Genomic DNA, 24,489 nt, shown 5'->3' with positions numbered 1-24,489 from the left:
GCACGGATCAGGCCTCCGCAAAGGGAAACGCCAGCACGTCGGCAATGGCGTCGGTGCCGGCCAGGCACATCAGCAGGCGTTCCACGCCCAGCGCCACGCCGGCGCAGTCGGGCATGGCTCCCAGCACGGCAAGCAGGTTCGCATCCAGCGGCAGCTCGCGCTGGCCGCGTTCGCGGCGGCGCGCGTTGTCATGCTCGAACCGCGCCCGCTGCTCCGCCGTGTCGTTGAGTTCGTGGTAGCCGTTGGCCAGTTCGTACGGGCCGAGGTACAGCTCGAAACGTTCGGCCAGCGGCGGATCTCCGGGGCGCACCCTGGCCAGCGCGCACTGGCTGGCCGGATAGTCGTGGATCACCGTGATGCGGTCGCGCGGGAACCCCGGCTGCAGCTTGTGGGTGAGCAACAGATCCAGCCAGTCGTCGCGGGTGAGCCCGGCGGGATCGATGCCCTGGCCGGCCAGCGGCGCGCGCAGCTCGTCGAGGGGCGCGTGCGCCGGGTCCAGCCCCAGTTCGTCGATGAACAACTGGCGGTAACCCTCGATCAGTACCTCGGCGCGACGACCCAGCATCGCCAGTGTCGCCGCCACCAGTTCGATGGTCTCGTGCATCAGGCGGCGATGGTCCCAGCCCACCCGGTACCACTCCAGCATGCTGAACTCGGGATTGTGCCGTCCGCCCGCCTCGCCGTTGCGGAACACCCGCCCCAGTTCGTAGCAGTCGCCCACGCCCGCGGCGAGCAGGCGCTTCAGCGGATATTCCGGCGAGGTGCGCAGCCAGCGCTCGCGCGCGCCGGCATCGACGTGGCCGCTGAACTGCGTGCTGAAGCTCTCGATGTTCGGTTCGGTGTTGCCGGCGGCGGAAAGGATCGGCGTTTCCACCTCCAGCACCTGGCGTTCGGCGAAGAACGCGCGGATCAGCGCGTAGATGCGTGCGCGCAAGCGCAACGCCTCGTGCAGGCCCGGGCTTTTCATGGCGTGACTCCGTGCTTGGCCAGCAGGGCCAGCAGTTGCACCTCGTCCCATACCGGCACGCCCAGCTCGTTCGCCTTGTCGAGCTTGGAGCCGGCTTCCGCGCCGGCCACCACGAAGCTGGTCTTCTTCGACACGCTGCCCGCGACCTTCGCGCCCAGGGCTTCGAGCTTCTCCTTCGCCTGGTCACGGCTCATCGTGGGCAAGGTGCCGGTGAGCACCGCGGTCTGGCCTTCCAGCGGCAGGCTGGCCGTCCGCGCCGCCTGCGGGATGACATCGAGCAGGCGCTGCATCGCGGCCTCGGCCTCGCGCAACGCGGCCAGCCGCGGTGCGTCAGCCAGATGCGCTTCGAGGTTGATCGCCGCCGCCTGCGGCAGGCCGGCGGTGATCCACTGCGCCTGCCCCGCGCCGAGCAGGCGTTGCATCGTCGGATACTGCGCGGCCAGCAGCGCCGTGCTCTTGGGTCCGAGCTTGTTGACGTTCGCCATGTCCAGCAGCACGGCCAGGCCCAGCCGCTCGCGCAGTTTCGGCGAGGGCTCGCCCTCGTCGCCGAAATGCACGCCCTCGGCAAGCAGCGCGTCGACCACCTGCTGGTTGCCCGGCTGCGCGAAGAAGCCGGCGATGGACGCCGCCACCTCGCCGCCGATGTCCGGCAGCACGCGCAGCACCGGCGCCGGCATGCTGCGCACGAACTCCAGCCGGCCCAGCCACGCGGCCAGCGTCTTCGCCGTGCTCTCGCCGATATGCATGATGCCCAGCCCGAACAGGAAGCGCGCCAGCGTGGTGTTCCTGCTGGCCGCGATGCCGTCGAGCAGGTTCTCCGCCCACCTGGTGGCGATCTTGCCGGCCTTGACCGTCTCGGGCGTAGTGTTGTCGCGCTCGTCGGCGCGGCGCTTCATTTCCAGGAAATCGTCCAGCCTGAGCCGGTAGAGATCGGCCGGCGTGTGCACGTAATCGAAATCCACCAACGCATCGACGTAGCGTTCGCCGAGGCCGTCAATGTCCATCGCGCGGCGCGAGGCGAAGTGGATCAGCGCCTCCTTGCGTTGCGCGGCGCAAATCAAGCCTCCGGAACAGCGGTACGCCGCCTCGCCCTCTTCGCGCAGCAGCGCCGAGCCGCATACCGGGCAGTGTGCGGGCATCGTCCACGGTCGCGTGCGCGGCGGGCGCAGTTCGGGCATCACGCGCACCACCTCGGGAATCACGTCGCCCGCGCGGCGCACGATCACGGTGTCGCCCACGCGCACGTCCAGCCGCGCTACCTGATCGGCGTTGTGCAGCGTGGCGTTGGTGACGGTGACGCCGGCCACCTGCACCGGTGCCAGCCGCGCCACCGGCGTGGCGGCGCCGGTGCGGCCGATCTGGATCTCGATCGCCTCGACCGTGGTGGTCTGCTCCTGCGCCGGGAACTTGTGCGCGATGGCCCAGCGCGGCGCGCGCGCCACGAAACCCATCTCGCGCTGCCCCGCGTAGTCGTCCAGCTTGTAGACCACGCCGTCGATGTCGTAGGGCAGGCTGTCGCGCTTCGCGCCGATGCGCCTGAAATAGGCGATCAGCCCCGCGAAGCCGCGGGCCGTGCCTGCCTCGGGCGACACCGGGAAACCCCACTCGCGCAATTGCTGCAGCGTGGCCGAATGCGTGGACGGCAGCTCGCCATCTTCCACGATGCCCACCGCGTAGGCGAAGAAACTCAGCTTGCGCTTCGCGGTGATCGCCGGATCGAGCTGGCGCAGCGAACCCGCCGCGCCGTTGCGCGGGTTGGCGAGCGTCTTCTCGCCATGCGTGCGGGCGTACTCGTTGAACGCCTCGAAATCCTTGCGCAGCATGATCACCTCGCCGCGCACCTCCAGCACCCCGGGCCAGCCCGCGCCACGCAGGCGCAGCGGAATGGCGCGCACGGTGCGCAGGTTGGCGGTGACGTCCTCGCCGGTCTCGCCGTCGCCGCGGGTGGCGCCCTGCACGAACACGCCGCGCTCGTAGCGCAAGCTGATCGCCAGACCGTCCAGCTTGGGCTCCACCGAGAACAGCGGCTCGCTCCGGTCCAATGCCTGCTCGATGCGCCGCTCGAATTCGGCCACCTCGTGGAAGCGCATGCGCTCGTCCTCGCCCGGCTGCTCGAAGGCATTGGACAGCGACAGCATCGGCATCGCGTGGCGCACCTCGGCGAAGCCGCCGCTGGCACGCGCGCCGACCCTGCGGGTGGGCGAATCGGGCGTGGCCAGTCCGGGATGCGCCGCTTCCAGCGCCTCCAGCTCGCGCATCAGGCGGTCGTACTCGGCGTCGGTGATCTCCGGCTCGTCGAGCACGTGGTAGCGGTAGTTGGCCTGCTCGATGCGCTCGCGCAGGTCGGCGGCACGGGTTTTGCTGTCGGCGGGGACGGGGGATGCGCTCATGCAGCGAAGTTTAGCGATCCGCGGCTCCGCCGGGCGCTCGCGATAAGCGAATCAAAAGCCGGCGGGCGCAGGCTGTCCGCTCAAGGCGGTCCCGCGCCTGGCCGCCGGGAGGGTAATCCGATGCGCAGCCTGCGTGGTGCGGCCGGCCTGCTGACCTTCTTCATGCTGTCCGCCCCAGCCTTCGCCAGCGGCGGTCCGCTGGGCATCGATCACCGCCTGCATTACGACAACAGCGGCATCTGGAAGCGCAGCAATCAGAACATCCTGATGTACGGCAGCATCGTGACGGTGGCCGGCGGTGCGCTGGCCTTCGGCGACCAGGACGAGCTGGGCGACACGTTCTGGCGTTCGGTGGACGCGATGGTGATCTCCGGCATCGGCGCGCAGGCGCTGAAGTACACGTTCCAGCGCGAGCGCCCCTCGCAGACGTCCGACCCGGACCGCTTTTTCCAGGGCATCCACGCGCAGAGCTTTCCCAGCGGCGAGGTCACCGCGATCACTGCCGCGGTGACGCCGTTCATGGTGAACTACGGCCCCGACCACCCCGCGGTCTATGCGCTGGCGCTGCTGCCGGCCTACGACGCCGTGGCGCGCATGAAGACGCGCGGCCACTGGCAGACCGACGTGCTGGCCGGCGCCGCGCTGGGTGCGGGCGTGGGCATCTGGGCCGCGCACCGGAAGTCGTCACTGATCATCGGCTGGCTGCCGGGCGGCTTCCAGGTCGGTTTCGTGCACCACTTCAAGCCGTAGGGGCGGCTGGCACGTCATTCCGGCGCAGGCCGGAATGACGCCGGGCGCCCTCAGCGGTGCAGCTCCCCCGCCGCCTCGGGCTGGTAGTCGACCGACAGCACGGTGAGGCGACGTTTGCGGCCGTCCGGCGTGGGCCAGTCGATGTGCCTGCCCTTGGCCAACCCCAGCAGCGCACTGCCCACCGGCGCCAGGATCGACACCGTGCCGGGCTTGCCGGCCGCGTTCGGGTAGACCAGGGTCATCCGCAGTGGCGCGGCGCCTTCCTCGTCGGTGAAGCTGACGGTGGAGTTCATCGTCACCACGTTGCCCGGCATCTCGGCAGGTTCCAGCACCGCGGCGCGATCCAGTTCCTCACGCAACGCGGCATGGGCCGCCGCCAGCTCTGGCGGCAGGCGATCGAGCAGAGCCTCGATTCGCTCCAGGTCGAGGCGGGAAACGGTGATGGCGGGTTTGCGGCTCATGGTCCTTGTCCTGTCGCAAGCAAAGCGGGTCGCGCAAAAACACGCGCCGGGGCGATGGGCACCCCGGCGCGCAGTGGTCCTGGTTGTACCACCACCCAGAATCTTGGGGTGGCGATCGATGAAACAAGGCTGACTTTGCGCAGGATCGCGGCGGAAAGCAAGCTGTCATAGCAGCTATCATTGGCGCAATGCCACAGCAAGCCGCCGAGTCTCTTCCCCCCGCCGATGCCGCCGCAGCGGCGACCACGCTCAAGGCGGAGCCGGAAATCTCCTCGCGTCAGCGCTATCGCGGCCTGCTCTGGCTGGTGGCCGCGGCATTCTTCATGCAGGCGCTGGACTCCACCGTGGTCAACACCGCGGTGCCGGCAATGGCCGACGCGCTCAGGGAAACCCCGCTGGGCATGCGCAGCGCGCTGACCAGCTACGTGCTGACCCTGGCGATCCTGATCCCGGCCAGCCCATGGCTGTGCGACCGCTTCGGCACGCGCCGCGTGTTCGGTGCCGCGATCGTGCTGTTCGGCCTCGGCTCGCTGCTGTGCGGACTGTCGCAGACGCTGGCCCAACTGGTGGCCGCGCGCGTGCTGCAAGGCGTGGGTGGCGCCGCCCTGATGCCGGTGGGGCGCTACGTGCTGGTGCGCAGCATCGACAAGCGCGAATTCGTGGGCGCGATGAGCACGGTGGCCACCTTCGGCCTGCTCGGCTCGGTGCTGGGCCCGCTGCTGGGCGGCGCGCTGGTGGAATACACCTCGTGGCGGCTGATCTTCCTGATCAACGTGCCGGTGGCGATCGCCGGCGTGTGGATGAACCGGCGCGACATGCCGGAATACCGGCTGGACCACGCCAATCCCTTCGACCTTACCGGTTTCCTGCTGTTCGCCGCCGCCTCCGCGTTGCTGCTCGCCGCATCGGAACTGGCCGGCGCCGACCCGGTGCCGTGGCTGGAAATCGCCGCCTGCGGCGGCATCGCCCTGCTGCTCGGCGTGGTCTACATCTGGCACAGCCGGCGCACGGAGCATCCGGTGGCGGATCTCTCCCTGTTGCGCGTGCGCAGCGTGTCGGTGGCGCTGGCCGGCGGCCTGTCCACCCGGCTGGGCATCTCCGGCATGTTCCTGCTGCTGATGCTGTTCCTGCAGGTAGGCTGCGGCTGGTCGCCGCTGGCGGCGGGCCTGATGATGGTGCCGCAGGCGCTGGGCTCGATCGCCGCGAAGTGGGTGATCAACCGCGTGCTGGTGCACTACGGCTATCGCCGCCTGCTGCTGGGCAACACCCTGATCGTGGCGATGCTGCTGGCCGCGTTCGCGCTGTTCGGGCCAGGCACGCCGGCCTGGCTGATCGCCACGCTCACGTTCGGCTATGGCTGCTTCACCGGCCTGCAGTACACCACCATGAACACGCTGATCTACAACGACCTGGACATCCGCCACGCCTCGATGGCCTCGTCGATGGCTTCCACCGTGCAGTACCTGGCGATGAGCTTCGGCATCGCCCTCTCCACCCTGCTGATGCAGGCGCTGTTGCGCGGGCACACGGCCGAGGATTTCGTGGTCTCGTTCCGCTGGACCGTAGTGCTGCTGGGCCTGATCACCGCCGCCGCCAGCCGCGTGTTCGGCCGGCTGCGCCCCGACCGCCCGGCCGAGGCATTGCCCTCGACCGGCTGAACGCCGCGCAGACCGGGATACTCCGGCCAGCCCTGCACGGGCAGCATGTAGCATGCAGGCTTCGCATTCGCCTGGACGCGTCGCATGCATCACGCCAGTGACATCCTGCTCACCCTGTTCATCGTGTTCGTCGCCGCGCAGGTCGGCGGCGAGGTCGCGCAGCGGCTGAAGCTGCCCGGCGTGGTCGGCGAGATCGCCGCCGGCTGCGTGGTCGGTCCCTCGCTGCTGGGCTGGATCACACCGGAACAGGTCGCCACCGGCACGCCGCTGGACGTGCTGGCCGAGGTCGGCGTGGTGCTGCTGCTGTTCTCGGTGGGCCTGGAAACGCGGCTGGAGGACCTGAAGAAGGTCGGCAAGGCGGCCTTCCTGGTCGGCGTGATCGGCGTGATCGTGCCGTTCGGCATGGGCGCGCTGTGGGCGCACGGCAGCGGTTTCGGCTGGGACAAGTCGATGTTCGTGGCCGCCGCCTTCGTCGCCACCTCGGCCGGCATCACCGCGCGCGTGCTGCAGGAGCTGGGCGCGCTGCAGCGGACGGAAAGCAAGGTGATCCTGGGCGCCGCGGTGATCGACGACATCCTCGCCATGCTGCTGCTGGGCGTCGTGGTGTCGCTGCAGGGCGGCGAAGGCTTCCAACCCGGCCATCTGCTGGTGGTGCTGGGCGAAGCGGTGGGTTTCATCGCGGTGATCGGCTGGGGCGGTACGCGGGTGATGCGCTGGAATTCCAGCTGGCTGGACAAGCCGCGCCACGCGCAGTCGCCGCTGCTGATCGCGCTGGCGCTGTGCCTGGGCCTGGCCTACGTCTCCACCCTGTTCGGCCTCGCCGCGATCATCGGCGCCTTCCTCGCCGGCATGATCGCCTCGGAAACCCGCCAGCAGCACACGCTGGAACAGCAGACCCAGCCGCTGCTGGCCCTGCTCACCCCGTTCTTCTTCGTGGTCACCGGCAGCAAGATCGACCTGCACGAACTGGCCAGTGCCGACGCGTTGTGGATGCTGCTGGTGGTCACCGTGATCGCCATCGTTTCCAAGCTGGTCGGCGGTGGCCTCGGCGCCCTGTCGCTGGGCAGGCGTGGCGCCACCATCGTGGGCTTCGGCATGGTGCCGCGCGGCGAAGTGGGCGTGGTGATCGCCAGCCTCGGCCTCGCCGCCGGCGTGTTCAGCAACCGCGTCTACGCGATCATCGTGGCGATGTCCCTGCTCACCGCGATGGTGACGCCGCCGGTACTGGCCTGGCTGCTGCGGCACGCGCCGGCAAACGACAGCGCGGCCGGAACGGATGTATCGTCACGATGATGCCGACAGGATCTGCCGGACATGACATCCGGCGACCTCGTTCACGCCTCGTGCGGGCAGCCGCAGCATAAACTTGCGCCCGGTCGCACCGATTCCGCGCCGTTCACCCAAGGAGCTCCCATGAACGCCAAGTCCCTGCTCGCCCTTTCCCTCACCGCCATGCTCGGCGTTGCCGCCAGCGGCACTGCCGCCGCGCAAAGCAGCGGCGTGCTCGTGCGCAACGACGGCATCTACCTGCGCTGCGACCAGTGCGGCACCGTGCAGCGCGTGGAACAGAACATCACCCAGGGCGGCGGCCACGGCACCGCCGGCGCGATCATCGGCGCCATTGCCGGCGGCGTGCTCGGCAACCAGGTCGGCAAGGGCAACGGCAAGAAGCTCGCTACCGTGGGCGGCGCCGTGGGCGGCGGCTTCGCCGGCCACGCGATCGGCAACAACACCGGCAGCAACACCAGCTGGCTCGTGCGCATCAGGATGGGCAACGGCAGCTACCAGAACATCCAGGTCAAGGACGCCAGCGGCATCCGCCAGGGCGACCTGGTGCAGGTGGACGCGAACGGGAACATCACGCGGATACGGTGAGGGTTGCCGGGCCGTGGAAAGACGAAACGCCCCGAGAGGGGCGTTTTGTTTGGATGGCCCAGGGGGCGGTATTTAATTTCCTCCGACCCTGTTCTTGGATGCCTCAACCACTCGCTTTCGCGACAGCCTCTGCCACCTTCCCCTCGATCCATTCCGGAAGCATTAGGTCATGCCAGCGCGCCACTGGATGATTGGTCCATTTCCCTGTTGCCCTGGGCAATCGCCAACACTTGTTGCTTCGATCATCGCAAATCCCGATTCCCCGAGGCGTCAACGCCAAGCTGAGATGGGGCAAATCAACTTCCCCCCAATCCCCTCGGTCGCGGATGACTTCGCTGATCCCGATTTGTGCAATCGCATTCACTCCCATGGCCACTTGGTTAGAAGCCAACGTAACCCGCGTTGGCGTTGACGCGGTAGTGATTCCTCCGGGCACATACACCGCGCCGTCCACGACGACATAGGACGAAACACCTGCGACTCGGAGTTTTTTGATGTCCTCCTCCTGAAACGGTGACGTTGAAGGGAGGACCCCCTTCAAACGAAAGCGTTCCGCCTCCTTGGGCCAGCTGTGCACGAACGCCTCGACCAGTGCCCGGTTCTCCATGGCTCCATGGGTTCCGATGTCAAGACACGCAATCGCGTTGTCGAACACGACGACAAACAGCAGTTGTTTGGAACGTCCTGAATAGTATTGGCCGGCCCCATTAGCTGGTGGCGCGAGGTGAAAGTGATGGATACCCCATTCTGCCCATAAGAGATCCGTTCTGTGTTGCCGCTTGGTGCCACTGGTGTCGTGATGCTTGGTCAAGCCTTTTCCCTGAAAAGGGTTGAGATCCTCACCGGCCAGACTGCGCTGTTCAAACGCACCAAGCTCGCGTCCGACTTCACCCGACAGACGCTTCGGAAAACTCCTTGAATACACCAACGGGCGAGGTTTCGGATCCACAAACCGAAGCCGGAAATCCAACCACCGCAGGAGAGCCCTATCCAGATGTTGGATGGCCATGGAATGGGTCAATCCGCAAAAGCGGATCAACGATGCGGCGATCGTCTCGATGTCCGCTCGAAACTTGATCGCGAGTTCATCACGGAATGGCGGCTTGTCTTCCATCGTGCTGACGAACCCTGTTGATGGCTGCTTCTCTCTGCCTTTCCTGCTAGATAACGGCGGACGTCAGTCACGTCTGACGCCCGCTGTCAGCATCTATGACAATCAGAAATGGCACAGACCCGTCGCGCCCCCATTGGGCGACTCGTCTATTTTGAAGCCTTTCGCCTGCTCTTGCTTGGACCAGCCAATGTCTGCTCGATCTCGGTGGCCCACACCACGAGATTCTCCCCGCAGACTTGGCACCAATCGCGCAGTTGCAGCCCATCCAGGCGGATGGCATCCCTCTCCACCGAGGTCACGTAGTTTTGGGGTCGCCCCAGCCGTTCGGCCAGCTCCACTTGGGTCAGACTGTGGCACTGGCGCAGGGTGGATAAGAACAGGACAGATTCACTTACTGCATAGAGATGGCGGAGAGAGTGGGATTCGAACCCACGGAAGGTTTGACCCTTCGCCGGTTTTCAAGACCGGTGCCTTAAACCGCTCGGCCATCTCTCCGAATTGCTCTGCTGGCTGGCCTATCGCAGCTAGCGCGCATCCTATCAGGTATGCCCTGCCCCCTGCCCCGCGCGGCCCTTGTGCGACAGCGCCACCAGTGCCCAGATCGTGATGGCGACCGGGATCAGTGCGCCGAGCAGCGGCAGCAGCACGGCAGGATGGCGAATCGACATCGGCACTAGCTGTGTAGCGGTGGCGTAGGCCACGATGCCTATACGCAGGGCGCGGCGGCGGCGGGCGATCCAGGGGCTGGCGAAGATCAGCAGCAACGCGATGCTGCCGAGCACGATGTCGAGCGTGGGCACCGACCACACGGTGGCGAAGCCGAGGCGGGTGAGGATCACCGAGCCGAGCACCGCGAGCAGGAAGTAGCTGCTCCAGTACTCGACCTTGTCCCAGCCGCGCTCGCCAGGCGCGTTCACGCGATGCGCTCCTGCCCGCCCATGGCCGGGCGCAGCGCTTCGGGCACGGTGATCGAGCCGTCGGCGTTCTGGTAGTTCTCCATCACCGCCACCAGGGTGCGGCCGACGGCGAGACCGGAGCCGTTGAGCGTATGCGCCAGCTCGGGCTTGCCGGTGGCGGGGTTGCGCCAGCGCGCCTGCATGCGGCGGGCCTGGAAATCGCCGCAGTTGGAGCAGGAGGAAATCTCGCGGTAGGTGTTCTGGCTGGGCAGCCACACTTCGAGGTCGTAGGTCTTGATCGCGGCGAAGCCCATGTCGCCGGTGCACAGCAGCACCTTGCGGTACGGCAGGCCGAGCAGCTGCAGCACCTTCTCGGCATGGCCGACCATTTCCTCCAGTTGCGCGTGCGATTCCTCGGGCTTCGCGATCTGCACCATTTCCACCTTCTCGAACTGGTGCTGGCGGATCATGCCGCGGGTGTCGCGGCCGTAGCTGCCGGCCTCGGCGCGGAAGCACATGGAATGTGCGGTGAGCCGCATCGGCAACGCATCGGCCTCGACAATGCTGTCAGCGGCGAGATTGGTCAGCGCCACCTCGGCGGTGGGGATCAGGTAGCGCTTGCTGTCGCCCACCCGGGTGCTGAACAGGTCGTCCTCGAACTTCGGCAGCTGGCTGGTGCCCTGCATGGTCTCGGCGTTGACGATCAGCGGCACGTTGCACTCGAGGTAGCCGTGCTCGCCGCTGTGCAGGTTGAGCATGAACTGCGCGAGCGCGCGGTGCAGCCGCGCCAGTTGGCCACGCAGCACGGTGAAGCGCGCGCCGGAGAGCTTGGCGCCGGCGTCGGCATCCAGCCAGCCGTGGCGGGCGCCGAGATCGACGTGGTCCTTCACCTCGAAGTCGAAGCTGCGCGGCGTGCCCCAGCGCAGCTGCTCGGCGTTCTCGCTCTCGTCCTTGCCCAGCGGAACGGACTCGTGCGGGAGGTTGGGGATGCCCAGCGCGATGTCGGCGAGCCTCGCCTGCACCTCGGCCAGTGCGGCCTCGTTGGCCTTGAGCTTGTCGCCGATGCCGGCGACTTCGGCCATCAGCGGCGCGGTGTCCTCGCCCTTGGCCTTGGCCTGGCCGATCGCCTTGGAGCGGGTGTTGCGCAGGTTCTGCAGCTCCTGCGTCTCGGTGGCGAGCCGCTTGCGCTCGTTTTCCAGCGCCTCCACGGCGGACACGTCGAGCTCGAAGCCGCGGGTTTCCTTGAGGCGCGCCGCGGTTTCGGCGAGGCGCGAACGCAGCAGGGCGGGGTCGAGCATGAGGCGGGTCCGGAAGGCGGTCGAAGGTCGCGATTATCGCCGCCGCGCGCGATCTGTCGCAATGCGAGGCGCTTTACGGGAGCGCGCCCCGTGCACGACACGACGCCGTAGGAGCGGCTTCAGCCGCGATTTCCGCAACACACGCCGATCGCGGCTGAAGCCGCTCCTACGCGCGCGGGCACGGGTATCAGCGTTTGCCGCGTGCCTTGCGGCGGGCTTCCCGCAGCGCCAGCAACTTCTCGCGCAGCTGCAGCTCCAGCCCGCGTTCCACCGGTTCGTAGAACACGGTGCCGTCCAGTTCGTCGGGCAGGCATTGCTGGTCCAGCGCGATGCCGCCTTCGGCGTCGTGGTCGTACTGGTAGCCCTTGCCGTAGCCCAGGCCCTTCATCAGCTTGGTGGGCGCGTTGCGCAGGTGCATCGGCACGTCCAGCGTGCCCGTCTCGCGCACCGCGGCACGGGCGGCGTTGAAGGCCTGGTAGGCGGCGTTGCTCTTCGGCGCCACCGCCAGCCAGATCGCCAATTGGGCCAGGCCCAGCTCGCCCTCGGGACTGCCGAGGCGCTCGAAGGTGTCCCAGGCGTCCAGCGCCATGCGCCAGGCGCGCGGTTCTGCCAGGCCCACGTCCTCCACTGCCATGCGGGTCATGCGGCGCGCGAGGTAGCGCGGATCGCAGCCGCCGTCGAGCATGCGCGTGAGCCAGTACACGGCGGCATCCGGGTCGGACGAACGCACGGATTTGTGCAGCGCCGAGATCTGGTCGTAGAACTGCTCGCCCTGCTTGTCGAAGCGGCGCGTGCGGTCGGCCAGCACCTGTTCCAGCGTGGCCTGGTCGATGCGGCCGCCTTCGGCCAGTTCGCCGGCGATTTCCAGCAGGGTGAGCGCGCGGCGCACGTCGCCGTCGGCGGCCTGGGCGATCAGCTGCAGCGAGGCGTCGTCCACCTGCAGCTGCTGCGCGCCGAGGCCGCGCTCCGCGTCCGCCAGCGCGCGCTTGAGCGCGGCGACGATGTCGTCCGCCGCCACCGCCTCCAGCACGTGCACGCGGCAGCGCGAAAGCAGCGCGGAGTTCAGCTCGAACGAGGGGTTCTCGGTGGTGGCGCCCACGAACAGGATCACGCCGCGCTCGATGTGCGGCAGGAAGGCGTCCTGCTGGACCTTGTTGAAGCGGTGCACCTCGTCCACGAACAGCACGGTGCGCCGCCCCTGGGCGAAATTGCCTTCGGCCTCGGCCAGCGCCTTGCGCACCTCGGGCAGGCCGCTCATCACCGCGGAAATGGCGCGGAAATCGGCGTCGGCATAGCGCGCCACGAGCAGGGCCAGCGTGGTCTTGCCGCAACCGGGCGGTCCCCACAGGATCATGGAATGCACGCGCCCTGCTTCCAGCGCACGGCGCAGTGGCTTGCCCTCGCCCGCCACGCGCACCTGCCCCACCACCTCGTCGAGGGAGCGGGGACGCATGCGTTCGGCCAGGGGCTTCAACGCTTCGGGTTCGGCGAACAGGCCGGGAGACTGGGGCAACATGGGGCTCGATGTGTCCGGTGAACGCGCATTATCGCGCGCTCGCCGTACATGTTGCCTCAAGGGCCGCCGGAACCCGGCGGCGCGGACTTGCGTAGCAGGCTGGCCGCCATGCGATCGGCGAACGGGAGGGCCGCCGGCGGACGCGGCGCCATCGCCGGTGCCGGCTGCCGCGCCCGGGCGGAACAGGGGGAGGCACGTCGTGCGCCGGGGCGGGCGCCTGCATCGGCGAGACAGGGCGGACATCCCCCACGACGGTGACCGGCGTCGGGCCCGGTTCCGGCTGACCGGGCTGGGTGGCCCGGGCTGCGGCGATGGCGTGCCAGTCGATGCCTTCGTCGTGCCTGGGCTTTGGGGCAGCGGATGCCGCTTTCGACTCCAGCCCGTCGAGGCGACGGGTGGCGGCATCCAGGTCGCGACGGAGCCTGGAAGTGCGGGCCCACAGCAACCCCGCTGCGAGTCCTGCGACTGCCCCGAAAACGCCCCGCCCCACGAGGCTGCCGATGATCGCACCGGCGATCGCCCATGCTGCGTACATGCGCCTGTTCCCTCACCTTCCCTGTCCGGGCCGAGTCTGGCATGAAATCGCCAGGTCCAGACAGGTCGCCCTCCGGAGCAATGGCGTGCCTCGCGGCGACGCGGATGCGGGGGCGTCGGGTGCGCCCGAACCGGAGGCGGGCGAGGGACGCTCAGCGTGCCCGTCCCGGGGTTCCGTTGCGCACGCCCCCGGGCCTGCCTGCCCGGATCATGGCCGCGCCGGCTATGATGCGGGCAGGAACGGCGCACCACGCAAGGAGCCGCTCATGTGCGGGGGAATCCACCGTCATGCTGACCCGCTCCGCCATCGCCGAAAGCGTGGCGGCAAGCCGGAGGCATGCGTGTGAAACGTGGTGCGGGCATGCGCGCGGCCCTGCTCGCCCTGCTGATGCTGCTGCCCCTGGCGGGCCTGCGCGCAGCCGGCATCCCCGATCCCTGGCGGCCGCTGGAGCGACAGTGGTTCGACGACGTGGGAATGGCCGAAGGCCTGCCCCATTCCATCACCACCGCGCTGGCGCAGGATCGCGACGGTCTGATCTGGATCGGCACCATGGGTGGCCTGGTGCGCTACGACGGTTATCGCGTGCAGGTGTTCGAGCTGGCCGACGCCGCGGCCGCCGGCCTGCCCGACACCTACGTGCGCAGCCTGCTGGCGCTGCCGGATGGCGGCCTGCTGGTGGGTACCAATGCCGGGGGACTGGCGCGCTTCGATCCGCAGACCGGGCGCTTCCACAGCTACCCGGTCGGCCCGGGCGGCACCAGCAACCGGAAGATCTATGCCCTGGCGCCGGACGGCGGGCAAGGTGTGTGGATCGCCACCGACAGCGGACTGGACCACCTGGACCTGCGCAGCAACCGCATCGAGGCGGTGGACATCGGGACGCGGGTCGCTCCGCGCAACTTCACCGTGTACCAGGACCGTGCCGGCAACCTGTGGCTGGGCAGCAACAACGGCCTGTTCGTGCGTTACGCGGGCAGCCACGACTTCGTGCGGCCTGACCATCCCGCAGGCGTGGTCGACAAGGTGCTGCACGACGAGATCTGGGCCGTGCGCGAAGACGCCGAAGGGCGACTGTGGGTGGGCAGCGTGCAGATGGGGGCCGTCTATCGCGAAGCCGGCGGCAGCTGGCGCACGGTCCCCGGTTTCAGCGGCTACGACGGCGCGGCGCGGCAGGCGACCGTGCGCGACTTCCTCGAAGTGGCGCCGGGCCGGATATGGATCGCCACCGACGGCGACGGCATCGTGACCTATACCCCGGGCGACGCCGATACGCGCGTGCTCGACCACGACACTTCGCTGCCCTCCTCGCTGCCCGGCAACTCCGTGCGCGCGCTGCTGCTGGGGCACACCGGCAGCGTCTGGGCGGCCACCGACCTCGGCGCGGCACGCAGCAACGCCAGGGCCGACATCGCGTTCTCGCTGCTGCCCTCGGCGGATACCGCCCACTCGCTGGCCAACCCCAACGTGCGCAGCATCCATGTCGATGCGCGCGGCCGGATCTGGCTGGGCATGGCGGCGGGCGAGATCGACATCATCGACCCGGTCACCGCCACCGTGCGCCACCTGCGGCTGACCGGCAAGCAGCTGCGCCGCGACGTGCAGAGCCTGGCCGAGGCGCCCGACGGCTCGATCTGGATCGGCACCCAGGGCGTGGCGCAGATCGATCCCGACACGCTGGCCGTGCGCGACTCGATCCTGCCCGCCCTGGGCGACACCCCGGTGCTGAGCCTGCTGCGCCTGGACTCCTACATGCTGATCGGCACCTACAACGGCGTGTACCGCTACGACACGCGCAACGGCCAGCTGGTCCATTACCGCCATGTCGCCAATCAGCCCGGCAGCCTGACCAACGACACCGTGCGCCAGATCGCGCGCGTCGGCACGGCGGTGTGGTACGCCACCAACAACGGCGTCAGCATCGCGAACGATCCGCTGCAGACCGGCGACTTCGTGAATCTGTCCCAGCGCGACGGCGATCCCGCCAGCCTGCCGCAGAACCTGGTGGATTCCATCGCCGTCGACACGCGCAAGCGCGTGTGGGCAGGCACGCTCGGCGGCCTTGCCATGCTGCCGCGCGGAAACGCTCCGCCCTACCGTTTCCAGCGACTCGGCACGGCCGCCGGGCTGGCCAGCGACAAGATCACCGCCCTGTTGCCCGACGATGCCGGCAACCTCTGGGTGAGCAGCTCCAACGGCATTTCCGTGGTCGATGGTCGCAGCCTGCGCATCCGCAATCTCGGCATCCGCGATGGCCAGCGCATCTCCAGCTACATCTACGCCGCTGCCGCGCGCATGCCCGACGGTACGCTGCTGTTCGGCGGTCTCGGCGGCCTCACCGTGATCCGGCCGCTGTGGCACAGGTCCGGCACTCCCCCGGTCCCGCTGCGCATCACCAATGCCTTGGTCAACGGACACCCGCTGCCATTCGGTCACCTGCCCGACAACCACGGCGTGATCGCGCTGTCCGCGCATGAACGCAGCCTGCGGGTCGACTTCTCCCTGCTCGATTACCAGGGATTGCAGGAGACCACCTACAGCTATCGCATGGTCGGCTTCGACGACGCCTGGATCGAGGTGCCCAAGGGCGCCACACCCAGCGCGATCTACACCAACCTGCCGCACGGCCACTACGTGCTGCAACTGCGAGCCGTGCCGCGTGGCCTGCATGCGCACATGGCCGAGAGCACACTGGCCATCACCGTGGCGCCGCTGTGGTACGAGACCCTGTGGGCGCGCCTGCTGGTCATCGTGCTGCTGCTGGCGCTGGTCGTGCTGCTGGTGCAGTTGCGCACGATCTACCTGCGCCGCCGCGCCGTGCAACTGCAGGCGCAGATCGACGAGCATACCCGCGAGCTGCGCGCGGCCAACCGTCGCCTGGACCTGCTGGCCGGCACCGACGAGCTGACCGGCGTCTGCAATCGTCGCCGCTTCCTCAAGCTGGCCGAGGGCGTGCGTCGCACCACCGGTTCGGTGCCGGCGTGCATCGCGCTGCTGGACCTGGATCGCTTCAAGCGGATCAACGACGAGTACGGCCACCTCGCCGGCGACGAGGTATTGCGCGCTACGGCCGGCGTGATCTGCCAGCAGCTGCGTGCCGGCGACCTGGTCGGCCGCTACGGTGGCGAGGAACTGGTGCTCTGCCTGCCGAACAACTCCAGCGAGCAGGCCATGGCGATCGCCGAACAGATCCGCCTGTCGCTGCGCGGCACGCGCATATGGCACGAAGGCCATGCCATCACCATCACGGTGAGCATCGGCGTCGCCGAACTCAGGCTTGGCGAGGGCATGACCTCGTGGCTGTCGCGCGCCGACAGCGCACTCTACGCATCCAAGCACCGCGGCCGCGACTGCTGCTCGCTGGCAGGCTGAGCCCGTTCGCAGCCTCCAGTCGCACCCCGGGCGACGCAGTCATTCGCCGGCAGGGCCTGTCGTGCCCGGCGCATATTGGCGATACAGCCCGTAGCCCAGGCCGCAGGCCCCGGTGAGCGCCGCGGGGATCAGCAGGCTGTGTTCGTGCATCGCCCGGAACAGGCCGGCACCGGCGGCGCTGCCGAGCATGAAGCTGGTCGCCACCAGCACGCAGACGCGCAGACGCAACCTGTCCACCGGCAGGCCACGCAACAGGTGGCCCAGGTAGATGCCCAGGTCGGTGAAGATGCCGGTGACGTGGGTGGTGCGGATCACCGCACCGCTGTAGGCGCTGACCATGCCGTTCTGCAACCCCATGCCGACCGATGCCAGGTACAGCCCCGCGGAACGGGAGGCGTCGAGCAGGGGCACGGCGGCAAGCAGCAGCAACGACTCCAGCACCAGCGCCACGCCATAGCGCCGACCGAGTTTCAGCGTGCTCTGCTGCACGATCATGCCGCTCAGCATGGTGCCGAGCACGAAGGCCGCGATGGCCAGCGCCCAGTGCACCGCCTCGCCGGCATCGCCCTGGCCCAGCGCGATGCCGAGCAGGCTGGTGTTGCCGGTCATGTTGCTGATGGATTCGTGCCTGAAGCTCAGATAGCCCACCGCATTGACCTGGCCAGCGATAAAGGCCAGCACGGCCGTGCCGAACCAGGCCCAACGCGGCAATTGGCGCAGGACGGGCATCAGCGCAGCCTCTTTGCTCAGTTCTTCAGCGGCTGCACCTGCAGCACCGGCGCGTCACCGATCACGTCGGCGCCCTTGGGCGGCACGAAGTTGAACACCGTTGGCGGAATCGCCACGTTGCGCTGCCAGTTCGAGAAGCGGATGTCGGTGGTGGAGCCGAGCTGGTCCTTGAAGGTCATCCGCGCCAGGCCGCTCGCGTCGAAGCCGAGGTCGGCATAGGCGAACTGCGGATCCTTCGCGGTGGAGGTGAGGCGCAGCCATGCCAGGCCATCGTGCTCGCCCTGCTCGGTGACCTTGAACTCTTTGTCCATCTGCTTGAGGTCGGTGAGCACGGTGAGCGGGCTGTGCGCCTCCTCGCTGCTCTGGATGCGCACGGTGACCTGCTCCAGTTCGGGGTCGTACATCCACACGCGGCTGCCGTCGGCCACGATGGTCTGCTTGTACGGCGTGGCGGTTTCCCAGCGGAACTGCCGCGGCGCCTCCAGCGCCAGCGTGCCGGCGCTGGTCTTGCCGGCATTGCCGTTCGGATCGACCAGGGTCTGGGTGAAGCTGCCGGTGAGCGAATGCAGGCCCGTGGCGAAGGCGTCCAGCCGCGCGCGGGCCGTGCCGGTGGCGGCCTGGGCCGCGCCAGCCAGCGACAACAGGAACGCGGCGACGACGATAGTGAAGCGTTTCATGGGAGCCCTGTGCGCAATGCGATATGCGCATTGTAGAGGGGAAGGCTTAACCGTTGGCTCCGGCATGCGACGCTTCGGCCTCTCTCCCCGGCGGGGAGAGGGAGAAAGCCGCTCAGCCTTTCGGCGGCGGCGGTGCCAATACTTCGCGGTTGCCGTTGTGCTGCGGGGCGCTGACCACGCCGTCCTGCTCCATCTGCTCGATCAGGCGGGCGGCGCGGTTGTAGCCGATGCGCAGGTGGCGCTGCACGCCGGAGATCGAGGCGCGGCGGGTCTGGGTGACGATGGCCACGGCCTTGTCGTAGAGCTGGGCGTCGGCGTCGCCGCCTTCCTCGCCCTCCTGCGGCAGGCCGGCGTCGTTGATGAACTTGCCGTCGCCGGTGGCCTGCACTTCCTCCAGCACGCCCTCGATGTACTGCGGCGCACCCTGCGCCTTCAGCCAGGCCACCACGTTGTGCACCTCGTGGTCGTCCACGAAGGCGCCGTGCACGCGCTCGGGCGTGGCGGTGCCGGGCGGCAGGTAGAGCATGTCGCCGTGGCCGAGCAGCGCCTCGGCGCCGGACTGGTCGAGAATCGTGCGCGAGTCGATCTTGCTCGACACCTGGAACGCGATGCGGGTGGGGATGTTGGCCTTGATCAGGCCGGTGATCACGTCCACCGACGGGCGCTGGGTGGCCAGCACCAGGTGCACGCCGGCGGCGCGCGCCTTCTGCGCGAGGCGGGCGATCAGCTCCTCCACCTTCTTGCCGACGATCATCATCATGTCGGCGAACTCGTCGATGATGATCACGATGTAGGGCAGCGGCTCCAGCGGCTCCGCGGCGAGGTTCGGCATCTCGGGGTTGGGGCGGAACAGCGGATCCAGCAGCGGCTGGCCGGCGTTCTCGGCGTCCTTCACCTTCTTGTTGAAGCCCGACAGGTTGCGCACGCCCACCGCGGCCATCAGCTTGTAGCGGCGCTCCATCTCGGCCACGCACCAGCGCAACGCGTTGGCGGCTTCCTTCATGTCGGTGACGACCGGCGCCAGCAGGTGCGGGATGCCCTCGTACACCGAGAGCTCCAGCATCTTCGGATCGATCATGATCATGCGCACGTCTTTCGGGCTCGCCTTGTACAGCAGCGAGAGCACCATCGCGTTCACCGCGACGGACTTGCCCGAGCCGGTGGTGCCGGCCACCAGCAGGTGCGGCATCTTCGCCAGGTCCACCACCACCGGCTTGCCGCCGATGTCCTTGCCCAGCGCCAGCGCCAACGGCGACTTGGTCTGGTCGTAGCGGTCCGAACGCAGGATCTCGGAGAGGTACACGATCTGCTTGCGCGTGTTGGGAATCTCCAGGCCGATCACGTTCTTGCCGGGGATCACGTCCACCACGCGCACGCTGACCACGGAGAGGCCGCGCGCGATATCCTTGTCCAGGCTCGACACCTGCGAGCCGCGCACGCCGGCGGCGGGCTCCAGCTCGAAGCGGGTGATCACCGGGCCGGGGTACACGCCCACCACCTTGGCCTCGATGCGGAAGTCCTTGAGCTTCAGCTCGACCTGGCGCGACAGCACTTCCAGGGTTTCCTCCGAGTAACCCGGCCCCTGCTCCGGCGCCTCGTCCAGCAGGGACAGCGGTGGCAGCTCGCCGGGCGCGGAGGCGCCGGTGAACAGCGGGATCTGCGTTTCCAGCTTGGCGCGCTCGCTCTTGGCCACCGGCGCGGGCGGCGTCTCGATGCGCACCGGCTCGCGCCTGGCCTGCTTCACCGCCTCGACCTTCTTCGCCGTGTCGCGCTCGGCGCGCGCCTGCTGCGCCTTGAGCACCTCGGGCGCCTCGCGCAGCTTGCCGCGCAGCCATTCGCCCAGCATCAGCACGCCCTTGCCGGTCCAGTCCATCAGCTTGAACCAGGACAGCCCGGTGGCCAGCGTCACCGCCACCAGGAACAGCGCCAGCAGCAGCAGCGGCGCCCCCTTGTCCCCGAACGCGGCGAGCAGGCCGCGTGCCACCGCATGGCCGATCACGCCGCCGGCGCCTTCCGGCGCCATCGTGCTCTGCGGGAAATTGAGCCAGCACAGGCCCGGCGCGGTGATGAAGAAGAACACCGCACCGATCAGGCGCAGCGAGGATTCCCAGGGATGTACCGGCTGCACGCCGCGCTGGCGCAGCACCTGCACGCCGAGCAGCAAGAGCAGCAAGGGGAAGAAATAGGCCACGCCACCGAACAGGTAGCGCAACAGGTCGGCGACATAGGCACCCACCGTGCCGCCCAGGTTGTGCACGTGCGCCCCTGCGCCGACGTGCGACCAGCTCGGATCCTGCGCGTCGTAGCTGAACAGGCACACCAGCAGGTACAGCGCCAACGGCAGCAGCACCAGCGCCCCCGCCTCGCGCAGGCGGCGCTTCAACTCGTCGCTCAGGGCGACCGTTTCCTTCTTCTGTTTGACGTTTGCGCTGCGCGCCACCGGGACGGGCTTCCTTGGTTGTCGGGATTCCCGGCAAGTCTACACAGGGAATCCAGAAAAACCGCCCTCCTGGCGATTTTCCGGTCAGCAGGTCCGCTGCGCGGGTGAGCCGCTTCCTCCGATCAGGCACTTGCGCGCCTGCCGCGACTCTCCCGGACGACGGAGGGAATCGGCACGCCACGGCTTGAATCGGCCGTCCGCCTTCCCCATCCTTGCTGGCCTGCATCCGTGCCCGCCACGGCGATGCAACCTTCGCGGCGGCTGTGGCGAATAGCCACGCAAGCCGCCGGCCACCCTGAGGAACCTACGCATGACCGCCACCCCCAAGCACACCCGCCTGCTGATCCTCGGCTCCGGCCCCGCCGGCTACACCGCGGCGGTGTACGCCGCGCGCGCCAACCTGAAGCCGACCATGATCACCGGCCTGCAGCAGGGCGGCCAGCTGATGACCACCACCGACGTTGACAACTGGCCGGGCGACGTGGAGGGCCTGCAGGGCCCGGCGCTGATGCAGCGCATGGCCGAGCACGCCGAGCGCTTCCATACCGAGATGATCTTCGACCACATCCACACCGTGGACCTGAGGCAGCGCCCGTTCCGCCTCAAGGGCGACTCCGGCGAATACACCGCCGACGCCCTGATCGTGTCCACCGGCGCCACCGCCAAGTACCTCGGCATCGCCAGCGAAGAGAAATTCAAGGGCAAGGGCGTGTCCGCCTGCGCCACCTGCGACGGCTTCTTCTTCCGCGAGCAGGAAGTGGTGGTGATCGGCGGCGGCAACACCGCGGTCGAGGAGGCGCTGTACCTTTCCAACATCGCCAGCAAGGTCTACCTGGTGCACCGCCGCGACAAGCTGCGCGCGGAGAAGATCATGCAGGACAAGCTGTTCGAGAAGGCCGCCGCCGGCAAGATCGAACTGGTGTGGAACCACACCGTGGACGAGGTGCTGGGCGACGACTCCGGCGTCACCGGCGTGCGCGTGAAGGACGTCAACTCCGGCGCCACCCGCGACATCGCCGCCACCGGCTTCTTCGTGGCGATCGGCCATACGCCGAACACCGGCATCTTCGAAGGCCAGCTGGACATGCACGACGGCTACATCAGGATCCACAGCGGCCAGAGCGGCATGGCCACGATGACCTCGGTGCCCGGCGTGTTCGCCGCCGGCGACGTGGCCGACCACGTGTATCGCCAGGCGATCACCTCGGCCGGCTTCGGCTGCATGGCCGCGCTGGACGCCGAACGCTGGCTGGAACAGCAGAAGCCGGCGGGCTGAAGCAAGCTGCCGATATCCACCAACGACTCCGTTCACGCTGAGCGTAGCTTGCGACAGCAAGCGCAGTCGAAGCGCCGCGGAGAGTCCCCCCTTCGACTTCGGCCCTTCGGGCCTACGCTCAGGGCGAACGATGGTTGGCTGTTGGGAATTGAGGCTAATCAGGGCGAAGAACGAAACATGAGCACCGCCACGCTGCACTACATCCACGACCCGCTGTGCGGCTGGTGCTACGCCGCACAGCCGCTGGTGGGCGCGGTGCAAGCGCAGCTGGGTGACCGCCTCGCGCTGCGCCTGCACGGCGGTGGACTGTTCGGCGAGCCGCGCCATGTCGATGCCGAGCTGGCGCAGCACATCGTGCACTCCGACGAGCGCATCGCCCAGCTCAGCGGCCAGCCGTTCGGCGAGGCCTACAAACAGGGCCTGCTGGCCGACGACGGCACCGTGCTGTATTCGCTGCCGCCGATCGCCGCCATGCTGGCCGCCGGGTCGCTGGATGCCGCGAGGGCCTACCCGATGCTGGTGGCGATCCAGAACGCGCACTACCAGCGCGGCCTGCGCGTGGTCGAACCCGCCGTGCTCGCCGAACTGGCCGAGGAAATCGGGCTGGACGGCGTGCGTTTTGCGCTGGCCTTCGCCGCCGCCGACGGCCATGCCGTGTTCGAACACGTCGAGGCCAGCCGCCGCCTGCTGGACGAAGTGGGCGGCCAGGGCTTCCCCACCCTGCTGCTGGAAATCGACGGACGCCGCGCGCTGCTGCCGCACCACCACTACTACGGCCGCCCCGACGCCTTCGTGCAGATGCTCGCCGCGCAGTTGCCGGCGTTGCACTAGGCAACGCATTCCCCGTAGGAGCACACCCTGTGCGCGATTGGCTTTCGGCTCCGGTCAAACCGCCAGAGCCAATCGCGCACAGGGTGCGCTCCTGCAGTGGCTAATATCGCCTGCATGCCCGAAGCACGCTTCCACCGACGCATCGCCGAGATTCCCGTTGCCGACTGGGATGCGCTGCGCCCAGACGGCAATCCCTTCCTGACCCACGCCTTCCTGCACGCACTGGAAGACAGCGGCTGTATCCGCCCGGACTGGGGCTGGCAGGCGCACCACCTTGGCCTGTACGTACGCGACCGGCTGGTTGCTGCCGCGCCGCTCTACCTCAAGGGCAACTCGCACGGCGAGTTCGTGTTCGACTGGAGCTGGGCCGCCGCCTGGGAGCGCGCCGGTGGCGACTACTATCCCAAGCTGCTCTGCGGCGTGCCCTACTCGCCGGTGACCGGCCCGCGCCTGCTTGCCGGCGGCAGCATCGGATTGCAACACGCCCTGGTGGCTGCGATGCGTCGTGAGGTGGAACGCCTGCGGCTGTCATCGATACACGCCAACTTCCTCCTCGACGATGAAGCCGCCGCGTTCGACGCGGACTGGCTGGCACGCTCGGACGTGCAGTTCCACTGGCACAACCGCGGCTGGCGCGACTTCGGCGATTTCCTCGCCGCGCTCAACCACAAGAAGCGCGCGAACATCCGCCACGAGCGTGCCAGCGTTGCCGCCGGCGGCCTGCGCGTGGAATGGCGCGGCGGCGATACGCTGGACGAGGCCGAGTGGAATGCGGTGCATGCGCTCTACCTCGCCACCTTCGACGCCAAGGGCAACCATGCCGCGCTCACCGCGGATTTCTTCCGCCGGCTTGGCACGCTGGGCGGCATGGCACAGCTGGCACTGGCGCACGACGAGGCCGGCATCGCGGCAATGGCGCTGTTCCTCGAGGGGGATGGCGTGCTGTACGGCCGATACTGGGGCAGCCGCGTCGAGCTGCCGGGCCTGCATTTCGAGCTGTGCTACTACCGCGGCATCGAACACGCGATCGCCCGGGGCCTGCAACGCTTCGAACCCGGCGCGCAGGGCGAGCACAAGCTGGCGCGCGGCTTTCTTCCCGTGCTCACCCGTTCGCGACACCTGATCCTGCACGAGGGCTTTCGCGCCGCCGTGCGCGAGGCGCTGCAACAGGAGGCCGCATCGATGGATCTCTACGCAGGCGAATGCATGGCACACAGCCCCTATGCCCGGCACTGACATGCCATCATGGCGCGGCACGCAACCCAAGGATCGACATGGCATCGCTGCCTGACAACATGCGCCCGAATGATTCCGCAGACGATCTGGCCGCCCTGCAAGGCATCTGGGAGCAAGTCGGCTTCGAGGAAAATGGCGTAACCGATCCACCCGACGATCACGGTGCCCCCGGCGCACTCACCTCGATCCACGGCAACCGTTTCGAGGTGCGCACCGTCGCGGGCGAACTGCTGCTGGAAGGCGGCTTCACGTTCGACGCATCCACCACGCCAAGGTCCATCACCTGGGTCGATTCGATCGGAGCGGATGCAGGCAAGCAGCTGCCCGCCATCTATCGGCTCGAAGGCGATCATTTCGTCTTCGTGGCGGCTGACGAAGGCATGCCGCGACCGGCAGCCTTTCGCACCAGCATGGGCCTGACCATGCGCAGCTTCGTCCGCAAGCGGTAGATTCGATTCCTGGCCATCACGC

The 24,489-nt window shown here is 68.3% G+C and carries 19 protein-coding genes and 1 tRNA gene; 9 read left to right on the top strand and 11 right to left on the bottom strand.

Annotated features, from left to right (window positions below):
- Nucleotides 1-7: 7 nt before the first annotated feature.
- On the bottom strand, nucleotides 8-967 hold the full coding sequence (gene epmA / locus ABQJ54_RS00485; RefSeq protein ID WP_367852319.1) for an EF-P lysine aminoacylase EpmA: 960 nt from the start codon (nucleotides 965-967) through the stop codon (nucleotides 8-10).
- Complete coding sequence (ligA, locus tag ABQJ54_RS00480; protein WP_367852318.1) at nucleotides 964-3,357, bottom strand: NAD-dependent DNA ligase LigA; 2,394 nt, start codon at nucleotides 3,355-3,357, stop codon at nucleotides 964-966. Before ligA ends, epmA begins: the two co-directional genes overlap by 4 nt.
- 162 nt (nucleotides 3,358-3,519) lie before the next feature.
- Here ligA and ABQJ54_RS00475 point away from each other — a divergent pair, with 162 nt between their 5' ends.
- Nucleotides 3,520-4,107, top strand: a complete 588-nt coding sequence (locus ABQJ54_RS00475; protein ID WP_367853537.1) for a phosphatase PAP2 family protein — start codon at nucleotides 3,520-3,522, stop codon at nucleotides 4,105-4,107.
- A gap of 50 nt (nucleotides 4,108-4,157) precedes the next feature.
- Here ABQJ54_RS00475 and rnk read toward each other — a convergent pair whose 3' ends face one another.
- A complete protein-coding gene (gene rnk / locus ABQJ54_RS00470; protein ID WP_367852317.1) occupies nucleotides 4,158-4,568 on the bottom strand; it encodes a nucleoside diphosphate kinase regulator in 411 nt (136 codons plus the stop codon).
- A gap of 188 nt (nucleotides 4,569-4,756) precedes the next feature.
- Between rnk and ABQJ54_RS00465 the strand changes: the two genes are divergently transcribed.
- From ABQJ54_RS00465 to ABQJ54_RS00455, 3 genes are all read left to right on the top strand, one after another.
- Nucleotides 4,757-6,226, top strand: a complete 1,470-nt coding sequence (locus ABQJ54_RS00465; RefSeq protein ID WP_367852316.1) for an MFS transporter — start codon at nucleotides 4,757-4,759, stop codon at nucleotides 6,224-6,226.
- A gap of 84 nt (nucleotides 6,227-6,310) precedes the next feature.
- Entirely contained in the window at nucleotides 6,311-7,519 is a 1,209-nt protein-coding gene (locus ABQJ54_RS00460; protein ID WP_367852315.1) for a cation:proton antiporter, read from the top strand.
- Between the two features lie 120 nt (nucleotides 7,520-7,639).
- Complete coding sequence (locus ABQJ54_RS00455) at nucleotides 7,640-8,101, top strand: glycine zipper 2TM domain-containing protein (protein ID WP_367852314.1); 462 nt, start codon at nucleotides 7,640-7,642, stop codon at nucleotides 8,099-8,101.
- Nucleotides 8,102-8,204: 103 nt separating this feature from the next.
- On the opposite strand, the gene ABQJ54_RS00450 is transcribed toward ABQJ54_RS00455, so the two are convergent.
- The 5 genes from ABQJ54_RS00450 to ABQJ54_RS00430 form a co-directional block, all read right to left on the bottom strand.
- A complete protein-coding gene (locus ABQJ54_RS00450; protein WP_367852313.1) occupies nucleotides 8,205-9,215 on the bottom strand; it encodes a hypothetical protein in 1,011 nt (336 codons plus the stop codon).
- 405 nt (nucleotides 9,216-9,620) lie between these two features.
- Nucleotides 9,621-9,710: transfer RNA gene (locus ABQJ54_RS00445), tRNA-Ser, on the bottom strand.
- 44 nt (nucleotides 9,711-9,754) lie between these two features.
- Nucleotides 9,755-10,132 (bottom strand): LrgA, encoded by a 378-nt coding sequence (locus tag ABQJ54_RS00440; protein WP_367852312.1) that lies wholly within the window; start codon nucleotides 10,130-10,132, stop codon nucleotides 9,755-9,757.
- Nucleotides 10,129-11,409 (bottom strand): serine--tRNA ligase, encoded by a 1,281-nt coding sequence (gene serS / locus ABQJ54_RS00435; protein ID WP_367852311.1) that lies wholly within the window; start codon nucleotides 11,407-11,409, stop codon nucleotides 10,129-10,131. Before serS ends, ABQJ54_RS00440 begins: the two co-directional genes overlap by 4 nt.
- Nucleotides 11,410-11,596: 187 nt before the next feature.
- Nucleotides 11,597-12,925 (bottom strand): replication-associated recombination protein A, encoded by a 1,329-nt coding sequence (locus ABQJ54_RS00430; protein ID WP_367852310.1) that lies wholly within the window; start codon nucleotides 12,923-12,925, stop codon nucleotides 11,597-11,599.
- An 871-nt stretch (nucleotides 12,926-13,796) separates the two neighbouring features.
- Between ABQJ54_RS00430 and ABQJ54_RS00425 the strand changes: the two genes are divergently transcribed.
- Nucleotides 13,797-16,829, top strand: a complete 3,033-nt coding sequence (locus ABQJ54_RS00425) for a ligand-binding sensor domain-containing diguanylate cyclase (RefSeq protein ID WP_367852309.1) — start codon at nucleotides 13,797-13,799, stop codon at nucleotides 16,827-16,829.
- 39 nt (nucleotides 16,830-16,868) lie between these two features.
- Here the strand turns inward: ABQJ54_RS00425 and ABQJ54_RS00420 are convergent, their stop codons facing one another.
- The 3 genes from ABQJ54_RS00420 to ABQJ54_RS00410 all read right to left on the bottom strand — a co-directional run bounded on the left by ABQJ54_RS00420 (nucleotide 16,869) and on the right by ABQJ54_RS00410 (nucleotide 20,675).
- A complete protein-coding gene (locus ABQJ54_RS00420; RefSeq protein WP_367852308.1) occupies nucleotides 16,869-17,558 on the bottom strand; it encodes a YoaK family protein in 690 nt (229 codons plus the stop codon).
- A 17-nt stretch (nucleotides 17,559-17,575) separates the two neighbouring features.
- Complete coding sequence (lolA, locus tag ABQJ54_RS00415) at nucleotides 17,576-18,235, bottom strand: outer membrane lipoprotein periplasmic chaperone LolA (RefSeq protein WP_367852307.1); 660 nt, start codon at nucleotides 18,233-18,235, stop codon at nucleotides 17,576-17,578.
- A 112-nt stretch (nucleotides 18,236-18,347) separates the two neighbouring features.
- Complete coding sequence (locus ABQJ54_RS00410; protein WP_367852306.1) at nucleotides 18,348-20,675, bottom strand: DNA translocase FtsK; 2,328 nt, start codon at nucleotides 20,673-20,675, stop codon at nucleotides 18,348-18,350.
- A gap of 310 nt (nucleotides 20,676-20,985) precedes the next feature.
- Here ABQJ54_RS00410 and trxB point away from each other — a divergent pair, with 310 nt between their 5' ends.
- The 4 genes from trxB (at nucleotide 20,986) to ABQJ54_RS00390 (ending at nucleotide 24,467) form a co-directional block, all read left to right on the top strand.
- Nucleotides 20,986-21,951 carry a thioredoxin-disulfide reductase gene (gene trxB, locus ABQJ54_RS00405; RefSeq protein ID WP_367852305.1) on the top strand — a complete coding sequence of 322 codons (966 nt, stop codon included), beginning with the start codon at nucleotides 20,986-20,988 and terminating at the stop codon, nucleotides 21,949-21,951.
- A gap of 177 nt (nucleotides 21,952-22,128) precedes the next feature.
- Nucleotides 22,129-22,782, top strand: a complete 654-nt coding sequence (locus ABQJ54_RS00400; RefSeq protein ID WP_367852304.1) for a DsbA family protein — start codon at nucleotides 22,129-22,131, stop codon at nucleotides 22,780-22,782.
- 114 nt (nucleotides 22,783-22,896) lie between these two features.
- Entirely contained in the window at nucleotides 22,897-24,018 is a 1,122-nt protein-coding gene (locus tag ABQJ54_RS00395) for a GNAT family N-acetyltransferase (protein WP_367852303.1), read from the top strand.
- Complete coding sequence (locus ABQJ54_RS00390) at nucleotides 23,985-24,467, top strand: TIGR03067 domain-containing protein (protein WP_367852302.1); 483 nt, start codon at nucleotides 23,985-23,987, stop codon at nucleotides 24,465-24,467. Before ABQJ54_RS00395 ends, ABQJ54_RS00390 begins: the two co-directional genes overlap by 34 nt.
- The last annotated feature ends 22 nt before the right edge of the window (nucleotides 24,468-24,489 follow it).

It is taken from the genome of Rhodanobacter lycopersici (genome assembly GCF_040812335.1).
In the GTDB taxonomy this organism is placed as follows: Bacteria; Pseudomonadota; Gammaproteobacteria; order Xanthomonadales; family Rhodanobacteraceae; genus Rhodanobacter_A; species Rhodanobacter_A lycopersici.
Note: the sequence above shows the minus strand (reverse complement) of the source record. Positions and strands in the feature narration are given on the sequence as shown.

Bases quoted from the DNA above. Each gene is read 5' to 3' on its own strand.
- epmA (WP_367852319.1), bottom strand. From the start codon at position 967: ATGAAAAGCCCGGGCCTGCACGAGGCGTTGCGCTTGCGCGCACGCATC.
- ligA (WP_367852318.1), bottom strand. From the start codon at position 3,357: ATGAGCGCATCCCCCGTCCCCGCCGACAGCAAAACCCGTGCCGCCGAC.
- ABQJ54_RS00475 (WP_367853537.1), top strand. From the start codon at position 3,520: ATGCTGTCCGCCCCAGCCTTCGCCAGCGGCGGTCCGCTGGGCATCGAT.
- rnk (WP_367852317.1), bottom strand. From the start codon at position 4,568: ATGAGCCGCAAACCCGCCATCACCGTTTCCCGCCTCGACCTGGAGCGA.
- ABQJ54_RS00465 (WP_367852316.1), top strand. From the start codon at position 4,757: ATGCCACAGCAAGCCGCCGAGTCTCTTCCCCCCGCCGATGCCGCCGCA.
- ABQJ54_RS00460 (WP_367852315.1), top strand. From the start codon at position 6,311: ATGCATCACGCCAGTGACATCCTGCTCACCCTGTTCATCGTGTTCGTC.
- ABQJ54_RS00455 (WP_367852314.1), top strand. From the start codon at position 7,640: ATGAACGCCAAGTCCCTGCTCGCCCTTTCCCTCACCGCCATGCTCGGC.
- ABQJ54_RS00450 (WP_367852313.1), bottom strand. From the start codon at position 9,215: ATGGAAGACAAGCCGCCATTCCGTGATGAACTCGCGATCAAGTTTCGA.
- serS (WP_367852311.1), bottom strand. From the start codon at position 11,409: ATGCTCGACCCCGCCCTGCTGCGTTCGCGCCTCGCCGAAACCGCGGCG.
- ABQJ54_RS00430 (WP_367852310.1), bottom strand. From the start codon at position 12,925: ATGTTGCCCCAGTCTCCCGGCCTGTTCGCCGAACCCGAAGCGTTGAAG.
- ABQJ54_RS00425 (WP_367852309.1), top strand. From the start codon at position 13,797: ATGCGTGTGAAACGTGGTGCGGGCATGCGCGCGGCCCTGCTCGCCCTG.
- ABQJ54_RS00420 (WP_367852308.1), bottom strand. From the start codon at position 17,558: ATGCCCGTCCTGCGCCAATTGCCGCGTTGGGCCTGGTTCGGCACGGCC.
- lolA (WP_367852307.1), bottom strand. From the start codon at position 18,235: ATGAAACGCTTCACTATCGTCGTCGCCGCGTTCCTGTTGTCGCTGGCT.
- trxB (WP_367852305.1), top strand. From the start codon at position 20,986: ATGACCGCCACCCCCAAGCACACCCGCCTGCTGATCCTCGGCTCCGGC.
- ABQJ54_RS00400 (WP_367852304.1), top strand. From the start codon at position 22,129: ATGAGCACCGCCACGCTGCACTACATCCACGACCCGCTGTGCGGCTGG.
- ABQJ54_RS00395 (WP_367852303.1), top strand. From the start codon at position 22,897: ATGCCCGAAGCACGCTTCCACCGACGCATCGCCGAGATTCCCGTTGCC.
- ABQJ54_RS00390 (WP_367852302.1), top strand. From the start codon at position 23,985: ATGCATGGCACACAGCCCCTATGCCCGGCACTGACATGCCATCATGGC.